Raw genomic sequence first — 16976 nt, forward strand, 5'->3', positions numbered from 1 at the left:
ATATGTTATTCAAATTCGAAATAAAAATCAATATTCTCTTTTATCAGAATATCAATCGGCATATATTTCAGCGGTTCTACAGATTTTTTGAAGACGATGTTGTCACATAGTGTTTTTACGCCACAATAGCCTTGAAGTCCGGGACGTTGACCTATAAGATAGGTGACTTCTCCTGATTTCAACAATTCTGTATTGTTTCTTAGAAGGTCATATCCTATCAGGCCAGTCATGTTCTGTCCCTTTTCCCGTAAGTAGTGCCCTACCTGGTAAACACGAGAGTTGAATACCGCCCCCAATGTCGCTTTTGGATGTTTCCGAAAAAAGTCACTTAATATTTCATTATTTTTTTCCGGATTATTCTTATTCAATATTACTTCGTGAATCGCAATGTCTTTATGTTCTTCAGAAATATATTTCATGAATCCTTCAAGACGACGTTTCATCTGTATCTCTGCCGGATTATCCTTGTTATTATTTAAAAACAATATCAATTCTTGCCCTTGCTGATAATTGCGCATCAGGATTTTAGCTGCAATATATCCGCTTTTATAAGAATCCTGACCGATGTATTTCAGAGCTTTAGCTTCTTCAATATCAAAATCAATAAATGCAAACGGAATATTTTTATCTTTTAAATATGCGAGCATTGAAAGAGTGTCTTCCCGAAAATTAGGAGCTAAAAGTAGTGCATCTGTGTTGCTTTTCTCTATTTTCTGACATGCATCCTGATAAGATTTTCGGTCTCCATGTTTGTAATGCAAGTAATCTACACTAACGTTAAACGGACGTAATTCTTGCCGGGCACGTTCAATACCAGTTGCCACAGAATGCCAATAATCATGTTCTACATAATAGGGTATCATGCATGTAATGGTGTACTTTTTCTTGGCAGCCAGGCCGATAGCAAATACATTGGGCTGATAATTGATCTCATCGAGCACCTTCTGGACTTTTTCTTTGCTTTTCTGAGATACATCACCCCGATTGTGAAGTACCCGGTCTACCGTTCCGGCAGAAACTCCTGCCATCTGGGCTATATCTTTTATGGTGTAGTTCTGGTCTTCCATAGCTTTAAAACTTAAATATTATAAATATTCGCTGCAAATATACGAATTATTTTGTTCCTACAAGTAATTTTTCTACTTTTGTGTTCGATAACGGTTAATAAAACTAAAACGATAATCAAGCCTATTAGCTTTACAATCAATACTATATAGGTTACGATATAAAAAGTAATTATTTTATATACTTAAAACACAGTAGAATGAAAAACTTTATGGATGAAAACTTCCTGTTGCAGACAGAAACAGCACAGAAGTTGTATCACGAACATGCGGCAAAGATGCCAATTATTGATTACCACTGTCACTTAATTCCTCAAATGGTTGCTGATGATTATCAGTTTAAATCATTGACAGAAATTTGGTTGGGTGGCGACCATTACAAGTGGCGTGCGATGCGTACTAACGGTGTAGATGAGCGTTATTGTACCGGCAAGGATACTACAGATTGGGAGAAATTTGAGAAGTGGGCTGAAACCGTACCTTATACCTTCCGTAATCCGTTGTATCACTGGACTCATCTGGAACTGAAGACTGCGTTTGGTATTGATAAAATTCTGAGTCCGAAGACTGCCCGCGAGATCTATGATGAATGTAATGAGAAATTAGCTTTACCCGAATATTCGGCTCGCGGTATGATGCGCCGTTATCGTGTAGAAGTGGTTTGTACTACTGATGATCCTATTGATTCATTGGAATATCATATCAAAACACGTGAGAGTGGATTTGAAATAAAAATGCTTCCTACATGGCGTCCGGATAAGGCAATGGCTGTAGAAGTTCCTGCAGACTTCCGTTCTTATATGGAAAAACTTTCTGAAGTGAGTGGCGTTACCATCTCTACATATGATGATATGATTGCTGCTTTGCGCAAACGTCATGACTTCTTTGCTGAACAAGGCTGCAAACTGTCAGATCATGGCATTGAAGAATTTTATGCCGAAGATTATACAGATGCGGAAATCAAAGCTATATTTAATAAGGTGTATGGCGGAGCAGAATTGACGAAGGAAGAGATTCTGAAGTTTAAATCGGCTATGTTAGTGGTATTTGGTGAAATGGATTGGGAAAAGGGCTGGACTCAACAGTTTCATTATGGTGCTATCCGTAACAACAACAGTAAGATGTTTAAGCTTCTGGGTGCTGATACTGGCTTTGATTCAATTGGTGAATTTACTACGGCAAAAGCTATGTCTAAATTCCTTGACCGCTTAAACTCTAAGGGTAAATTGACAAAAACAATCCTTTATAACCTCAATCCTTGTGCAAACGAAGTGATTGCCACGATGCTGGGTAACTTCCAGGATGGTACTGTTGCAGGAAAGATACAGTTTGGTTCAGGCTGGTGGTTCCTCGATCAGAAAGATGGTATGGAAAAACAGATGAATGCTCTTTCCGTATTAGGATTGCTGAGTCGTTTCGTAGGTATGTTGACCGACTCCCGTTCCTTCCTCTCCTACCCGCGTCATGAATATTTCCGTCGTACGTTATGTAATCTGGTGGGTCGTGATGTAGAAAATGGTGAAATTCCGGTATCAGAAATGGATCGTGTAAACCAAATGATTGAAGATATCAGTTATAATAATGCTAAGAACTTCTTTCAGTTTTAATCAGATAAAAATCTGATAAGAAAACAGAATACCGGCAGGAACTAATCATGTTCCTGCCGGTTTTTTTATATGAAACCATTGTCATTTCTATTTTATTCATTAACTTTGCAGTCTGTTTAGAAACTTTATATAAAGGCTCTAAATGGTTACATATTAATTAGTTAGAAGCGTTTACGATATTATTCTTGTCAAGGAAATCGCCAATTTCAAAAGAGACACTGGAATAATAAGCAACAAAACGCTCATGCTCGCTGTATATCTACGAATGTATAGTTGGGCGTGGGCTGTTGCTTCATTATTTGTGTTTCGGGTGTTTGGCGATACCTCTTGACAGATAATGGCAACAGTTCCCACGCTTTCTATATATAATTAGAATAGCTGGTGCGGGAACCACCGGCTACGAACAAACAGTAATGAATCGAGCAGTTCAGGCTACCATGGTTGTAGCTTTGTGTCTTGTTGTCATGTCTTGTGCATCAAGCAGGCGGGTTGTCTATTTACAAGAGAAAAGTGTAGAAATACCGGAATCTTCCGTGGCTTTTGATGCCCGGATCATGCCAAAAGACTTAATAACCATTTCTGTCAGTACCCCCGAACCGGAAGCAGCTTTGCCATTCAATCTGATTGTTCCTTCTGCCCAGTCGGGCAACAGCCTTTCCAGTCTTGTCTCCCAACCTACATTGCAAAACTATCTCGTTAACAATGAAGGGGAGATCTCTTTCCCTGTTCTGGGACAATTGAAAGTAGGCGGACTCACAACACAACAGACTTCTGAAATGATTATTTCACAGTTGCATAAGTACCTGAAAGAACCACCCATTGTTACCGTCCGTTTGATAAACTATAAAGTATCTGTCATAGGAGAAGTGAATCGCCCCAATATGTATACGGTGATTAACGAAAAGATAAATGTATTTGAAGCATTAGCTATGGCGGGCGATCTCACGATTTATGGAAGAAGAGATCGTATACGAATCATGAGAGAGGACATCGACTCTCACCGGCATATTATTACACTGAATCTGAATGATGCCAATATCATATACTCACCTTATTTCTATTTGCAGCAGAATGACATTGTATATGTAGAACCTAATAAAGCAAAGTCTCAAAGTGCCAATATCGGTTCTTCTACTACATTGCTGGTTTCTGTTACTTCTATTCTGATATCACTTGCCGGATTGATTGTTAACATACTTCGCTAATTTAAAGATTATGGAAAATAACCGAATGACGAATGACCCTGTTCAGGAACAGGAGATTGATTTAATTGAGCTTTTTTACAAACTTCTTGCCCGATGGAAGTGGTTCGTTGCTTCTCTTATTCTGGCATTGGCTGCTGCTTTTATTTATGTTCATTTAGTAACTCCTGTTTATCAGGCCTCTGCTTCCATTGTTATTAAGGAGACAGAGAATCAGAATAAAGTAGTTGACGAACTTTTTGCCATGGCAAATACCCAACTTCCTAATACAGGAACTCAGATTGATGATGAAATGGAGATACTACGTTCGCGTTCTACCCTTTTACAGGTAGTCAATGAGCTTCGTTTGCATACGACTTATCGCATCAGAAAAAACTTCAGATACGTAGAAGATACTGCTTCACCATTGGTTGCTATTCTTGATGAAGCGGCTATGGATACTTTGACAGGAACTTTGCTACTGGAAATTGATAGTAAGAAAAGAGGATATGTAGTGACTGCAGCATTAAATGATGTTTGCCGGACAACTGAGTTTACAGGGTTTCCGGTTACTGTTGAAACGCCCGCAGGAAAAGTGATGCTTCGTATGACCAACGACCAGAGTGAATGGCCGGGAACTATGAAAATTATGATTTGCCGTCCTATAGATGCTGTGAAAAGTTGCGCATCACGTCTTTCCGTTAGTACCATTTCTAAGAAAACATCGATTATTTCTCTTTCATACACGGATGTCAGTAAGCGCAGAGCAGAGCTTTTCCTTTCCAGATTGATTGAAATTTATAACCGTGATGCGATGGAAGATAAAAACAAAGTGACAGGAAATACTTTGCAGTTTGTAACAGAGCGGCTTGATAGTATCAGTCGTGAACTGGGCTTTGTGGACAAGAATCTGGAACGCTATAAACTGAAAGAGCGTCTTAGTGATATAAAAACCAACATGGTACTTGATCTTAATACAAATAATGAATACGAGAAGAAATTGCTTGATGTAGAAACACAATTGAACATGACTGCTTATATCTATGAATATTTGCAAGATAGTAACCACCCTTTTTCTTTATTGCCCATTAATACCGGAATTGCAGATACTGAACTTGCCAAATTAGTAAATGAGTATAATAAAGAATTGCTGGAGCGTGAAAGATTGTTGCATATAATGAAAGAGAATAATCCGGCTGTTATAAACCAGGGTATTAAGATTGACGCTTTAAGGCGGAATGTGCTCAATTCGCTTTCGGGAATAAAAAATGGTTTACTGATAGCGCGTGACGATATTATGCAGAAAACAAACTATTTTAATACCCGGATAGATAATTTGCCCAAACAAGAGAGAGAATTTAATAACATCGACCGTCAGCAACAAATTAAGGCGAATCTTTATCTGATGTTACTTGAGCGCAGAGAACAGGCTGCTATCTCATTGGCTGCTACTATTAATAAAGCACGTATTATTGATGCGGCGCTTGCTGCTGATGCATCGGTAGCTCCCAAAAGTATGATGATTTATGCCGGAGCGAGCTTCATGTCTCTTGTGCTTACTGCCGGAATAGTTCTGTTTGGAGGAATTTTCCGTACTAAATTGACGTCACTATCTGAGTTGGAAGCAATTGGTTTACCACAGGTGGGGACTATTCCACAAATGAATGATTCGGAACAGCAAGTTGAAGACGGTCGGAATGATGTAATAGATGAAGCATTCAGGCGTTTGCGCAGTAACCTTCGTTTTATGGCCGAAGGAGATGATAAGAAATGTATTCTTGTGACTTCTACGATGAGTGCTGAAGGTAAAAGTTTTACGAGTATAAACTTAGCGCTGACTTTTGCTTTCCTGGGATGCAAAGTATTAATTGTGGGGCTTGATATTCGTCGTCCGAGACTCGCTGAATTTTTTAAGATTAGAAACGAACAGGGAATGACTAATTACCTCTCCGGGAGTGAAGTGTCCCTGGATAGCATTATCTATCCTTCCGGCATTCATAAAGACCTGTCTGTGCTTCCTGCAGGTCCTGTACCTCCCAATCCGGCAGAACAATTGGAAAAAGAAAAACTTAGGGTAGCCTTTGATTATTTGCGTAAACAATTTGATTATATTATCGTCGATTCGGCTCCGGTAGGTATGGTGAGTGATACATTGAGCCTTGGAAAGATAACGGACTTCACTCTCTATGTATGCCGGTTGAATTATACACCCAAAAAGGCTTTGTCAATCATACGGGATTTGGAATCAGGTGGTCAGTTGAATCGTATTTCCATATTGGTAAACGGGTACAATATGTCTGATGAAAAATATGCTTATGGCAAGTACGGTTACGGATATGGCTATGGGCATAAAAACAATAAATAGCATTTTTCTTTTCACTCAACAAAAATACCGCATAAAAGAAATCTTAATATGGGAAGATTTCTCTTGCGGTATTTTTTATTTTCAAAACCATTTTCTTTTCTTTTTAGGCTCTTGCTTGTATATCTCGGCAAAGGTTCTTTTCTCTTTTATTATTTGATAAATAATTCCCCAGTCGGGAAGTCCTCCCAGGTTACGGTCATCAATAAATAAGTCTACTTTTAGTTTCCGGGAATAATCTTTATCTGTCATTTCTTCTTCCGGATAGTCTTTGTTCACTGCATAAAACTCAAGGCCTCGTGCCCTGCACCATTCTACAGCTTCTTCCAGGAGTTTGCCTTCGCGTACACTCCACAATATCAGCCAATGCCCCTCTCGTTGTAACAGTTTCAGGGTCTCAATCGCAAAAGGAATTTCCTTGCCAATACGTGGATAACAATGTTCTACAATGGTTCCGTCAAAGTCTACAGCTATTCTCATTTCACTATTTCTTAGGTGTTATTGCTGACAAATGTACATATAAATAGCCAAAAAAGACTATCTTTGCGCTGAATTAATACATAAAAACAGAAAATTTACATGAACAATTCCCCTCAAAGTGCTACCAAAGGATTCACTAAAGCCTTTTGGGTCAGCAACACAGTCGAACTGTTTGAACGCATGGCTTATTATGCTGTGTTTATCGTTCTCACGATCTATTTATCCAGTATTTTAGGTTTTAATGATTTAGAAGCAAGTATGATATCCGGTCTTTTCTCCGGCGGATTGTATTTACTTCCTATTTTTTCGGGAGCTTATGCTGATAAGATAGGTTTCCGACGGTCTATGATCATTGCCTTTTCACTTCTTTCCATCGGATATTTGGGATTAGGAGTATTACCTACCCTGCTTGAATCGGCGGGGCTGGTTACTTATGGTGAAGTAACCCGTTTTTCCGGTTTGCCGGACAGCAATGCCCGTTGGATGATAGTTCCTGTCCTGACTATACTTATGATAGGAGGCTCTTTTATCAAATCTATCATTTCTGCATCAGTAGCCAAAGAGACAACAGAAGCTACACGTGCACGGGGTTACTCCATTTTCTATATGATGGTAAATATTGGTGCTTTCACCGGTAAAACCATTATTGATCCACTGAGAAACTTTATAGGTGAGCAGGCGTATATTTACATCAATTATTTTTCCGGTGGCATGACATTGCTTGCTCTTCTGGCAGTGATTTTCTTCTATAAATCAACACATACGGCGGGTGAAGGAAAAAGTATGCATGAAATCTGGCGTGGTTTTGTACGAATCATGACTAATTGGCGATTACTGATTCTTATTTTAATCATTACCGGATTCTGGATGGTGCAACAACAATTGTATGCCACTATGCCGAAGTATGTTATTCGTATGGCGGGCGAAACAGCGAAGCCGGGGTGGATTGCTAATGTTAATCCTTTTGTGGTGGTTTGTTGTGTCAGTTTTATTACCCGGTTGATGGCAAAGCGTACCGCTATCACTTCTATGAATATCGGTATGTTTCTGATTCCGGTTTCAGCATTATTGATGGCTTGTGGTAACCTGCTTGGAAATGATATAATATCCGGCATGACTAATATTACCTTAATGATGATTGTTGGTATTGTAATACAGGCGTTGGCTGAATGTTTTATTTCTCCGCGCTATCTTGAATATTTCTCTTTACAAGCACCTAAAGGCGAAGAAGGAATGTATCTGGGATTCAGTCATCTGCACTCATTCCTCTCTTCTATCTTTGGTTTTGGGCTGGCTGGTATTTTATTAACGAAATATTGTCCGGATCCAATTTTGTTTGAATCACATGAAGCATGGGAGGCTGCCAGTGTGAATGCTCATTATATCTGGTATTATTTTGCGGGTATAGGATTGGTAGCAGCTATTGCTCTTCTTATTTTCGCTAAAATCACCCAATCCATCGACAAAAAGAAGAAAGCATAAGGCTTATTTTCTTCTTTTTTGTGTATATTTGCCGTCACTTTGCCACAAAAGTTGACGGCAATTTGCATTTTAAAGAAAAGGATACGAAATGAAAGTAAAATTTATAAGCCTGGCAAGTGGCAGTAGTGGAAACTGCTATTATCTGGGTACTGATACATATGGAATACTAATCGATGCCGGCATTGGAATACGAACGATAAAAAAGACACTGAGAGACATTAATGTAGCAATGGAGTCCATACGTGCTGTGTTTGTGACTCATGATCACGCCGATCACATCAAAGCTGTAGGACATTTGGGGGAAAAACTGAATATTCCGGTTTATACAACGGCTCGTGTTCATGCCGGAATTAATAAGAGTTATTGTATGACGGAGAAGTTACATTCTTCTGTCCGTTATCTGGAAAAGGAACAGCCGATGGAATTGGAGGATTTCCATATAGAGTCTTTCGAAGTCCCTCATGACGGAACAGATAATGTGGGTTATTGCATTGAGATAGATGGTAAGATCTTCTCTTTCCTTACTGACCTTGGCGAGATCACTCCTACCGCTGCCAAATACATCCGCAAAGCCAATTACCTGATTCTTGAAGCCAATTATGATGAAGAGATGTTGAAGATGGGACCTTATCCGCAATATCTGAAAGAACGTATATCAAGCGGTACGGGACATATGAGTAATATAGCAACAGCCGAATTCCTGGCAGAGAACTTTACCGAAGATCTACGTTATATCTGGCTTTGCCACCTGAGTAAAGATAATAATCATCCGGAATTGGCATACAAGACTGTGGAATGGAAATTAAAGAACAAAGGAATCATTGTAGGTAAAGATGTGCAACTGCTTGCATTAAAGCGAAGTACGCCATCAGATCTGTATGAATTCGAATGAAAGCAATAAAAACGGCTAAAAAAGTTCCTGTTTTGTTTGGCTGAATAAAACAAAAAATCTACCTTTGCAAGCGCAAATGAGAAGATAAGCACTCTTAGCTCAGTTGGTAGAGCAACTGACTCTTAATCAGTGGGTCCAGGGTTCGAATCCCTGAGGGTGTACAAGCATTTTGTAAAATAAAAGAATCCGTTGTATTTTGAATAAATACAACGGATTTTCTTTTATTATTAATAGATTCTTTCTGTTTCTGGCTTATTCTAATGTACCATTTTCAGTCCTACTACTCCTGTCAGAATCAGCAGTACAAACAACAGTCTGAATATATTTGTTGAATCATGAAAGAAGAAGATACCGATAAGAACTGTCCCTATTGCTCCGATTCCTGTCCAGATGACATATGCAGTGCCAATAGGAATTGTTCTCTGTGCAAGATATAACAAGAAACCACTTGCTCCCATAGAAACAATGGATATGGTGATGAATAAATAGAAATATTTCTCATAAATACTTGCCAGTTTGAACCCCAAAGGCCATCCTATTTCCAGTAGCCCGGCTCCAATCAATAATAACCATGCCATAATTTAATTATTTAAAATTTTCAGTAAAGATATGAGCTTGGTTAGAAAAAGTAATTGATAATTATCAATTAAGTATTTTAATAGATAAAATCAGTTATATTTGTCGGACAAAATATAGTCATGTTATGGATATTACATCATTTTCCTGTCCTTCAAAGGATACCATTTTACAGAATACAATGAATAAATTGGAGTCTATATGGGATGAAATTTCCTATCCTAAAGGATTTATTTTGTTCACTAAAGATAAGATCGAACGTGATGTATATCTGATAAAGCAAGGTATCGCCAGGGCCTATATTGAAGTGGACGGAAGAGATATTACAATCTGGTTTGGGAAGGAAAATGATATTATTATATCTGCTCAGGGATATGTGAATGGTGAGAAAGGGTATGAGACGATAGAGCTTTTAGAGGATTCCGTGTTGTACAAAATGAATTTAAAACAGTTGCATGAATTGTATCAGCAAGATCTGGAAGTATGCAATTGGGCACGGAAATTCATAGAAAAAGAATTTGTAGGAACCGAACATCGCCTTATTTCCAGTTTGTCTATGACGGCAACCGAACGCTATCTCCGGCTTATGAAAGAGAAACCGGAGATTTTACAGCGTGTACAGTTGCGGCATATTGCTTCCTATCTTGGTATTTCATCGGAGCATTTGAGTAGGATACGTGCCAACACTAAAAGTATGACAATATAAATAAGGTATTCATGAATTACGGTAGGATCTCTGATTACTTTTGCCTTGCCAGTCGCCACACTACTTCTGCCTTTTTGGCCAGAATGAGTGAATCTGCATCGATTTTAACTACATTCAGGGTATCGGTTCCTGTAATGGTCTGTTTGTTGCCAATACTTTCATATCGCAGAGTCAGTGTCCAATTATCCAGATTCCAGTTTTTTATCAGTAAAGTTGCCATATTCACAGAACTGGCCGTTCCGTTTTGATTGAGTGTGAATCCTTGCATCTCTTTGAGATTTATAGGATTGGGTTCAAGCCAGGTTCCCTGAATATAGTAATAAGGAGAATGCACGGTAATTGTTAGCTCGTCGGCTTTCAGAATTTTAACTCCGTCTATATCTTCATGGGTGCAGGTTACTCTGACAGAATCATTGAGTAATACTCCGGGCACTTTCTGTGGATTGGCATCCATTGTGCTGATGTTTACCGTATCTCCCTGATCAGAGATAATTGTCAGGTTGTTCATGCTTGCATCATACACGATTCCGTTAATGATTTGAGTGGCTGGAGCTTGTTTGCATGAAATAATGCCAGCCAATAAAAATACTACTGAAGTCGACAGATAAACTAATTTTTTCATATTCAATTAATTTTAAAATAGTAACAATGAAACAAAGGTAGTATTTATATTTTTAAATTTACATTTTTACCTGAATAACTATACTCTTTCCCGGAAAGAAATGAAGGCGTTACACTAACCTGTATGAAGGGGAATTACAAGAGTGTACACTTATGTATTGCAAAAGTGTACAATGATACATAACAAGAATGTACATTTTTAATATGCAAAAGTGTATACTCTTTTATTGGTTGATTATCAATGTGCTAGCGACGCAGTTTTCTTATTGGTCTTAAAGTTTTTTGTCGACTTAAGACAAATAAAAAAGGAGGCTAAAAATAGTCTCCTTTTTGTACACCCTCAGGGATTCGAACCCTGGACCCACTGATTAAGAGTCAGTTGCTCTACCAACTGAGCTAAGAGTGCATTAGTATTATGCTTTTTTTGATTTCGGGTGCAAAGGTAAAGCTTTATTTTAAAATAGCAAACCTTGCAGCGATTATTTTTAAATTTATTTTCTTTCGCTTTGCTATCATTAAAAAATGAATTACATTTGCAACGATAAATTTAGTATTCACCCTTTAAACTATGGAAAGGGTATTAATTATGTTGGAGAAATAACACATCAAAATCAGGACTAAGCGGCTCATCGGGATGAAGAGCCCCAGTAATTTTATTATCTGAACACTCCGTGAAACTGCTGCCGGAGAAAAATTGATTAGTCCTGCAATCTTATTATTTTATTATTTAATCACTTCAGTGTGGTGAAGCGGGGATGTTATGTTCTGTCTTCTTCTGCACTGCTAACAGGCATATTGCCTCATTACTCCGGAACATTATATGTTTATTCCGGGGATGAGATCAGTGTGCTATGTAAGAAATCATGGGAATACGTTTAAAAGATTTAAGCAAACTGGGATATACAAATAATGTGGCACGCAGTCTGGCTGTTGCCATTGTAAGCAAACATTGCAAGTATGAAAGTAAAGAAGAAATTCTGGTTCGTTTAGCAAATGTGCTTGATAATCCCGAAGCATATAAAAATGATGAAGTATGGGGGAAACTGGCGGAACACTTCTCTCCCACCATTATAGAAAGGAAGTTTCAGGTCTATGATCTGAGAGAAGTGCCGTTGGTCTACCAAACTTACGGTAACAAGTTTATAGAAAGTTCCGCCAAACAACAAATGGAACTGGCCATGCGTCTCCCGGTAACACTGGCAGGAGCGTTGATGCCTGATGCACATGCCGGATATGGTTTGCCTATCGGCGGTGTATTGGCAACAGATCACACAGTAATACCTTATGCCGTAGGAATGGATATTGGCTGCCGGATGAGTTTGACGGTTTTTGATGCGAAGCCGGATTTTCTGAAACGATATGCTCATCAGACAAAAGTGGCGTTAAAGGAATACACACATTTTGGTATGGATGGTGGATTAGAGTTTACACAGGAGCATGAAGTGTTGGACAGAGAAGAATTCCGATTGACACCCCTGTTACAAAAGTTACATGGGAAGGCTGTCCGACAATTAGGAACATCGGGACAAGGGAATCATTTTGTGAACTTCGGAGAACTGGAACTGGAGGCGGACAATGCTTTACAGTTACCTGCCGGGAATTATGTTGCTTTGTTGTCTCATTCAGGTTCACGTGGATTAGGAGCTGCTATTGCACAACATTATAGTTTTCTGGCACGTGAATCTTGTAAATTACCTCGCGAAGCCCAGTGTTTTGCTTGGCTTGATCTCCATTCGGAAGAGGGACAAGCATACTGGATGAGTATGAATCTTGCCGGAGATTATGCTCGGGCTTGTCACGAAAGGATTCATCTTAATCTTGCCAAAGCCTTGGGATTGATCCCGGTTGCTAATGTAAGCAATCACCATAACTTTGCCTGGGAGGAGGAAATAGCACCCGGTAACTTTGCCATTGTTCACCGCAAGGGAGCTACTCCGGCTTATAAAGGCCAACCCGGACTTATTCCGGGTAGTATGGCTACTCCCGGATACCTGGTCTGTGGTAAAGGAGTACGTGAATCTCTCTTTTCGGCCTCTCATGGTGCCGGACGGGCGATGTCAAGACAACAGGCCCAAAGCACCTTCACACAGTCCGCTTTAAAGAAATACCTGGTACAAGCGGGTGTAACCCTTATCGGAGGCAGTGTGGAAGAGATGCCTCTTGCCTATAAGGACATCGAAAGAGTGATGCGGGCACAGGAAAACCTGGTAGAGATACAAGGGCGTTTTATGCCCCGTATCGTAAGAATGAATAAAGAATAATTAAATAAAAACAAAATGTTATCAGAAAAATATGGTCGTACGTATCACTTTCCTTTCTCACCGGGAACTACAAGTGACGACCGCATCAACCATACTTATTGGGAAGATATCCAGCGGATTGACACGCTTGTATATACCGAAAAATTGGACGGTGAGAATAATTGCCTGAACAGCGTCGGCGTATTTGCACGGTCACATGCTGCACCTGCTACTTCTCCATGGACACGACAACTGCGTGAGCGTTGGGAATTAATGAAGCATGATTTGGGCAGTCTTGAATTATTTGGTGAAAATCTGTATGCTGTTCACTCTATTGAATACAAACGGTTAGAATCGTATTTCTATGTTTTTGCCGTGCGTTGCCTCGATAAATGGTTATCCTGGGAAGAGGTAAAGTTTTATGCTGCTATGTTTGATTTGCCAACGGTTCCCGAATTGGGATTGGAGTCCGTTGCAGAACTTCCTCAGGAACAATTTCGGCAGCAGATACTTACGCTTGCCCGGCAACCGGGAGCCTTTGGTACAAAAGATCCTTTTACCGGAGAAGATTGTACGCGTGAAGGGTTGGTAGTGCGGAATACAGATGAATATCCGGTTAGCGAATTTGCACACAATGTATTTAAGTATGTGCGCAAAGGACATGTGAAAACAGATGAGCATTGGACACGTCACTGGAAGCGTGCCCGGCTTTTCTGGGAGTTTAATGAAAATAAAGAAAAATATGATTTGGACATTAACAGATAAGAAAGATCGTAGCTCGCTCGAACTACAATTCGAATGGTTACGCGATATGAATGGGATTCCTCAGGACCAGTTTCATCATGCCGAAGGAGATGTGGCTACACATACCTGGCGGGTGATAGAAGAATTACAGAAACTACCCGGCTATCTTGCCCTTACAGAGCAGGACAAGGAAATACTTTGGACGGCTGCACTACTGCATGATGTAGAAAAACGTTCTACTACAGTCATTGAGGAAGATGGCAGTGTCACTGCCAAAGGGCATGCCCGTAAGGGAGAATATACTGTGCGTACGCTTTTGTACAAGGATACATCAACTCCTTTTATCATTCGTGAAAAGATAGCATCACTTGTAAGGTTTCACGGGCTCCCTTTATGGCTGATGGAAAAGCAGGATCCTGTGAGACAGGTTGCCAAGGCAGCTTTCAGAGTGGACACTTCGCAACTCCGTTTACTTGCCGAAGCTGATATAAAAGGACGTATCTGTCAGGATAAAAATACTTTGATGGAATCGCTGGAGTTATTTGAAATCTTCTGCCGTGAGCAGGGGTGCTGGAAAAAGAGCAGAGAATTTACCACTGATCATGCCCGTTTTCGTTACTTTCATACGGAAGAAAGCTATATAGATTACATTCCGTATGAAAAGTTTAAGTGTAATGTTGTTCTGTTATCCGGGTTACCGGGAATGGGAAAAGATCATTATCTTGAAACGTCCGGTATAGCTCTTCCTGTTATCAGCCTGGATGATATTCGCCGGAAGAATAAACTGAGTCCTACTGACAAATCGGCAAATGGATGGGTGGTGCAGGAAGCTAAAAAGATAGCCCGTGCTTATTTGCGTAAAGGGCAGGATTTCATATGGAATGCAACTAATATTACTACTCTGATGCGCTTTCAGCTTATCAATCTCTTTGCCGGGTATGGGGCTCGTGTTAAAGTGGTTTATGTTGAGAAAGACTATTCCGTTTGGCGAAAACAGAACCGTGAAAGAGAATATCCGCTTCCGGAGAGTGTGTTGGACAGTATGCTTGGTAAGCTTGAGGTACCTCAATTGACGGAAGCTCACGAAGTGGAGTATCTGGTAGAGAATGAGATAAATAAAAAAGATTTTCTATGAAATAATACATCGGATGCTTGACTTTTAGTCAAAAAAACAGTATCTTTGTAATTGTAATCATAAAGTAGATTCAGTTAGAATACTTGTAAAGGAGAAAGCTATGGCTTTCTCCTTTATTTTTTTATACCGGCTTCTGAAGGTATATAGGCAGGTATCTATTGCAGTTTTTCCCGGTACTTATTCAAGATTACATGGTATGTTACGGTTCGTTTGTTACTATGTTACGATGCATTTCTCGGTATGTTGCGATGTAAATGCTACTGTGTTGCAATGCAACTGATATTATCTTCTGAGAAAGTCGCTTTCAGGTTAATAATCAATAAATCTACTCTTGACAAAAACACGTTTGGAGGTAGTGGATAACAAAAACAATTTTCCCTTCTGTGATGTTAATATACTATCAGATTAATATAATAATAACATGATGAATAAAATTGATATTCCCGATAAAGGAAAAAGAAAAAGAGTAGTTATTGTAGGCGGTGGTTTTGGAGGATTAAAGCTGGCACGCAAACTAAAAAATGACAATTTTCAAATTGTTCTGTTAGACAAAAATAATTATCATCTGTTTCAGCCTCTTCTTTATCAGGTAGCTACAGCCGGTATAGAGCCGAGTGCAATCTCTTTCCCTTTCCGTAAGATTTTTAAAAAGCGTAAATATTTTCATATTCGTATCTGTGAAGCCCAGCGGGTTATTTCTGAACAAAATATGTTGGAAACTTCCATTGGAGCTATTGAATACGACTATCTGGTAATTGCAACCGGATGTTATACCAACTATTTTGGTAACGATAAGATGGCTCTCCATACCATGTCTCTCAAAACAACGGCAGAAGCTCTCTATAACCGTAACCAAGTACTGGAAAGCTTTGAGAAAGCGCAGAACACGAGTAATTTGAAAGAACGGGAAAAATTGATGACGTTTATAATTGTAGGTGGCGGAGCTACCGGAATAGAACTTTCGGGTGCATTGGCAGAGATGCGTAAGTTCATTTTGCCACAAGATTATCCCGATCTGGATATAGAGCAGATGCGTATTGTCCTTATCGATGCAGGCCCTCGCCTACTCTCGGCTTTCTCCGAAAAATCGTCTACCGAAGTACATGACTATCTGGCAAAAAAAGGAGTTGAAATAAAGGTGGATTCCAAGGTGGTAGATTATGAAAATGATTTGCTTACTCTGGGAGATGGTACGGCCATACCTTCTACAAATATCTATTGGGTAGCAGGTGTGAAAGCTAACAGTCTTGAAGGACTTCCGCAGGACGCTTACGGACCGGGGAACAGACTGAATGTAGATGTTTTCAACAAGGTAGTCGGTACTAACAATGTATTTGCTATTGGTGATACTGCTCTAATGATTTCAGAAGATTATCCGAGGGGGCATCCTCAGGTTGTTCAGCCGGCTATTCAACAGGCTAAGCTTCTTGTTCAGAATCTGAACAACATAGAAAAGGGGCTTCCACTTAAACCTTTTGTGTATCATAATAAAGGTTCGATGGCTACCATCGGAAGAAATAACGCCATTGTGGAGTTGAAGAATATCCGTTTTGGTGGTTTTCCTGCCTGGGCAGTCTGGCTATTCATTCACTTAATGAGTATTGTAGGTGTAAAGAACAGACTTTTCATTTTCATAGACTGGATGTGGAGTTATTTCACTTATGACCCTTCGTTGCGATTAATAATAAAGCCTGTGAAAAGAGTAAAACCGAAGAAATGATATATGTTATGTTGCTCTCGTTTTAATAGATATGGGAAAGGGAATGTTGCGATGACTTATTCCCTTTTTTATTAAGAATAGTATTAGAGTTATAATAGTTACTATGTTTGTAAACACTGAAAACCAACGCTCGTCGGGACGGGTGGTCCCGCCCCTTGCCGCTGGG

Annotated in this window: 14 protein-coding genes and 2 tRNA genes; 11 read left to right on the top strand and 5 right to left on the bottom strand. The window is 39.5% G+C overall.

Features of this window, described 5'->3' with window-relative positions:
• Positions 1 to 5: 5 nt before the first annotated feature.
• Positions 6 to 1067 (bottom strand): substrate-binding domain-containing protein, encoded by a 1062-nt coding sequence (locus tag HCG69_RS17205; protein WP_221651056.1) that lies wholly within the window; start codon positions 1065 to 1067, stop codon positions 6 to 8.
• Between the two features lie 197 nt (positions 1068 to 1264).
• On the opposite strand from HCG69_RS17205, the gene uxaC reads away from it, so the two are divergent.
• The 3 genes from uxaC to HCG69_RS17220 all read left to right on the top strand — a co-directional run bounded on the left by uxaC (position 1265) and on the right by HCG69_RS17220 (position 6217).
• Positions 1265 to 2671 carry a glucuronate isomerase gene (gene uxaC, locus HCG69_RS17210; RefSeq protein WP_221651057.1) on the top strand — a complete coding sequence of 469 codons (1407 nt, stop codon included), beginning with the start codon at positions 1265 to 1267 and terminating at the stop codon, positions 2669 to 2671.
• 413 nt (positions 2672 to 3084) lie between these two features.
• Positions 3085 to 3876, top strand: coding sequence for a polysaccharide biosynthesis/export family protein (locus HCG69_RS17215; protein ID WP_002560253.1), 792 nt, complete (start codon positions 3085 to 3087; stop codon positions 3874 to 3876).
• Between the two features lie 10 nt (positions 3877 to 3886).
• Positions 3887 to 6217: a tyrosine-protein kinase family protein gene (locus tag HCG69_RS17220; RefSeq protein ID WP_255586193.1), complete on the top strand. Its 2331-nt coding sequence runs from the start codon at positions 3887 to 3889 to the stop codon at positions 6215 to 6217.
• Between the two features lie 81 nt (positions 6218 to 6298).
• Here HCG69_RS17220 and HCG69_RS17225 read toward each other — a convergent pair whose 3' ends face one another.
• Complete coding sequence (locus HCG69_RS17225) at positions 6299 to 6694, bottom strand: BT0820 family HAD-type phosphatase (RefSeq protein WP_221651058.1); 396 nt, start codon at positions 6692 to 6694, stop codon at positions 6299 to 6301.
• A 99-nt stretch (positions 6695 to 6793) separates the two neighbouring features.
• Between HCG69_RS17225 and HCG69_RS17230 the strand changes: the two genes are divergently transcribed.
• The 3 genes from HCG69_RS17230 to HCG69_RS17240 all read left to right on the top strand — a co-directional run bounded on the left by HCG69_RS17230 (position 6794) and on the right by HCG69_RS17240 (position 9229).
• Positions 6794 to 8176, top strand: coding sequence for a peptide MFS transporter (locus HCG69_RS17230; protein ID WP_221651059.1), 1383 nt, complete (start codon positions 6794 to 6796; stop codon positions 8174 to 8176).
• Positions 8177 to 8264: 88 nt separating this feature from the next.
• The gene (locus HCG69_RS17235; RefSeq protein WP_221651060.1) at positions 8265 to 9068 is read left to right on the top strand and encodes an MBL fold metallo-hydrolase; all 804 of its coding nucleotides are present in this window, start codon (positions 8265 to 8267) and stop codon (positions 9066 to 9068) included.
• 88 nt (positions 9069 to 9156) lie between these two features.
• Positions 9157 to 9229, top strand: a tRNA-Lys gene (locus HCG69_RS17240).
• 96 nt (positions 9230 to 9325) lie between these two features.
• Here HCG69_RS17240 and HCG69_RS17245 read toward each other — a convergent pair.
• On the bottom strand, positions 9326 to 9646 hold the full coding sequence (locus HCG69_RS17245) for a multidrug efflux SMR transporter (protein ID WP_221651061.1): 321 nt from the start codon (positions 9644 to 9646) through the stop codon (positions 9326 to 9328).
• A gap of 125 nt (positions 9647 to 9771) precedes the next feature.
• On the opposite strand from HCG69_RS17245, the gene HCG69_RS17250 reads away from it, so the two are divergent.
• Positions 9772 to 10350, top strand: coding sequence for a Crp/Fnr family transcriptional regulator (locus tag HCG69_RS17250; protein WP_221651062.1), 579 nt, complete (start codon positions 9772 to 9774; stop codon positions 10348 to 10350).
• A 34-nt stretch (positions 10351 to 10384) separates the two neighbouring features.
• On the opposite strand, the gene HCG69_RS17255 is transcribed toward HCG69_RS17250, so the two are convergent.
• Both HCG69_RS17255 and HCG69_RS17260 read right to left on the bottom strand, forming a co-directional pair.
• Complete coding sequence (locus tag HCG69_RS17255; RefSeq protein WP_221651063.1) at positions 10385 to 10972, bottom strand: lipocalin family protein; 588 nt, start codon at positions 10970 to 10972, stop codon at positions 10385 to 10387.
• A 332-nt stretch (positions 10973 to 11304) separates the two neighbouring features.
• Positions 11305 to 11377, bottom strand: a tRNA-Lys gene (locus tag HCG69_RS17260).
• Positions 11378 to 11834: 457 nt separating this feature from the next.
• Between HCG69_RS17260 and HCG69_RS17265 the strand changes: the two genes are divergently transcribed.
• The 4 genes from HCG69_RS17265 to HCG69_RS17280 all read left to right on the top strand — a co-directional run bounded on the left by HCG69_RS17265 (position 11835) and on the right by HCG69_RS17280 (position 16810).
• Positions 11835 to 13232: an RtcB family protein gene (locus HCG69_RS17265; protein WP_221651064.1), complete on the top strand. Its 1398-nt coding sequence runs from the start codon at positions 11835 to 11837 to the stop codon at positions 13230 to 13232.
• Between the two features lie 15 nt (positions 13233 to 13247).
• Positions 13248 to 13976, top strand: coding sequence for an RNA ligase family protein (locus HCG69_RS17270; RefSeq protein WP_221651065.1), 729 nt, complete (start codon positions 13248 to 13250; stop codon positions 13974 to 13976).
• Positions 13954 to 15090, top strand: coding sequence for an AAA family ATPase (locus HCG69_RS17275; RefSeq protein ID WP_221651066.1), 1137 nt, complete (start codon positions 13954 to 13956; stop codon positions 15088 to 15090). The genes HCG69_RS17270 and HCG69_RS17275 overlap by 23 nt, the downstream gene beginning before the upstream one ends.
• 421 nt (positions 15091 to 15511) lie before the next feature.
• A complete protein-coding gene (locus HCG69_RS17280) occupies positions 15512 to 16810 on the top strand; it encodes an NAD(P)/FAD-dependent oxidoreductase (RefSeq protein WP_221651067.1) in 1299 nt (432 codons plus the stop codon).
• The last annotated feature ends 166 nt before the right edge of the window (positions 16811 to 16976 follow it).

Origin of the sequence: Bacteroides sp. K03, from assembly GCF_019734355.1 — a bacterium.
GTDB lineage: Bacteria > Bacteroidota > Bacteroidia > Bacteroidales > Bacteroidaceae > Bacteroides > Bacteroides nordii.

What these genes read in the sequence shown, in the direction of transcription:
- HCG69_RS17205 (WP_221651056.1), bottom strand. Translation starts at nt 1,067, where the DNA reads ATGGAAGACCAGAACTACACCATAAAAGATATAGCCCAGATGGCAGGA.
- HCG69_RS17215 (WP_002560253.1), top strand. Translation starts at nt 3,085, where the DNA reads ATGAATCGAGCAGTTCAGGCTACCATGGTTGTAGCTTTGTGTCTTGTT.
- HCG69_RS17225 (WP_221651058.1), bottom strand. Translation starts at nt 6,694, where the DNA reads ATGAGAATAGCTGTAGACTTTGACGGAACCATTGTAGAACATTGTTAT.
- uxaC (WP_221651057.1), top strand. Translation starts at nt 1,265, where the DNA reads ATGAAAAACTTTATGGATGAAAACTTCCTGTTGCAGACAGAAACAGCA.
- HCG69_RS17220 (WP_255586193.1), top strand. Translation starts at nt 3,887, where the DNA reads ATGGAAAATAACCGAATGACGAATGACCCTGTTCAGGAACAGGAGATT.
- HCG69_RS17255 (WP_221651063.1), bottom strand. Translation starts at nt 10,972, where the DNA reads ATGAAAAAATTAGTTTATCTGTCGACTTCAGTAGTATTTTTATTGGCT.
- HCG69_RS17265 (WP_221651064.1), top strand. Translation starts at nt 11,835, where the DNA reads ATGGGAATACGTTTAAAAGATTTAAGCAAACTGGGATATACAAATAAT.
- HCG69_RS17280 (WP_221651067.1), top strand. Translation starts at nt 15,512, where the DNA reads ATGATGAATAAAATTGATATTCCCGATAAAGGAAAAAGAAAAAGAGTA.
- HCG69_RS17230 (WP_221651059.1), top strand. Translation starts at nt 6,794, where the DNA reads ATGAACAATTCCCCTCAAAGTGCTACCAAAGGATTCACTAAAGCCTTT.
- HCG69_RS17270 (WP_221651065.1), top strand. Translation starts at nt 13,248, where the DNA reads ATGTTATCAGAAAAATATGGTCGTACGTATCACTTTCCTTTCTCACCG.
- HCG69_RS17275 (WP_221651066.1), top strand. Translation starts at nt 13,954, where the DNA reads ATGATTTGGACATTAACAGATAAGAAAGATCGTAGCTCGCTCGAACTA.
- HCG69_RS17245 (WP_221651061.1), bottom strand. Translation starts at nt 9,646, where the DNA reads ATGGCATGGTTATTATTGATTGGAGCCGGGCTACTGGAAATAGGATGG.
- HCG69_RS17235 (WP_221651060.1), top strand. Translation starts at nt 8,265, where the DNA reads ATGAAAGTAAAATTTATAAGCCTGGCAAGTGGCAGTAGTGGAAACTGC.
- HCG69_RS17250 (WP_221651062.1), top strand. Translation starts at nt 9,772, where the DNA reads ATGGATATTACATCATTTTCCTGTCCTTCAAAGGATACCATTTTACAG.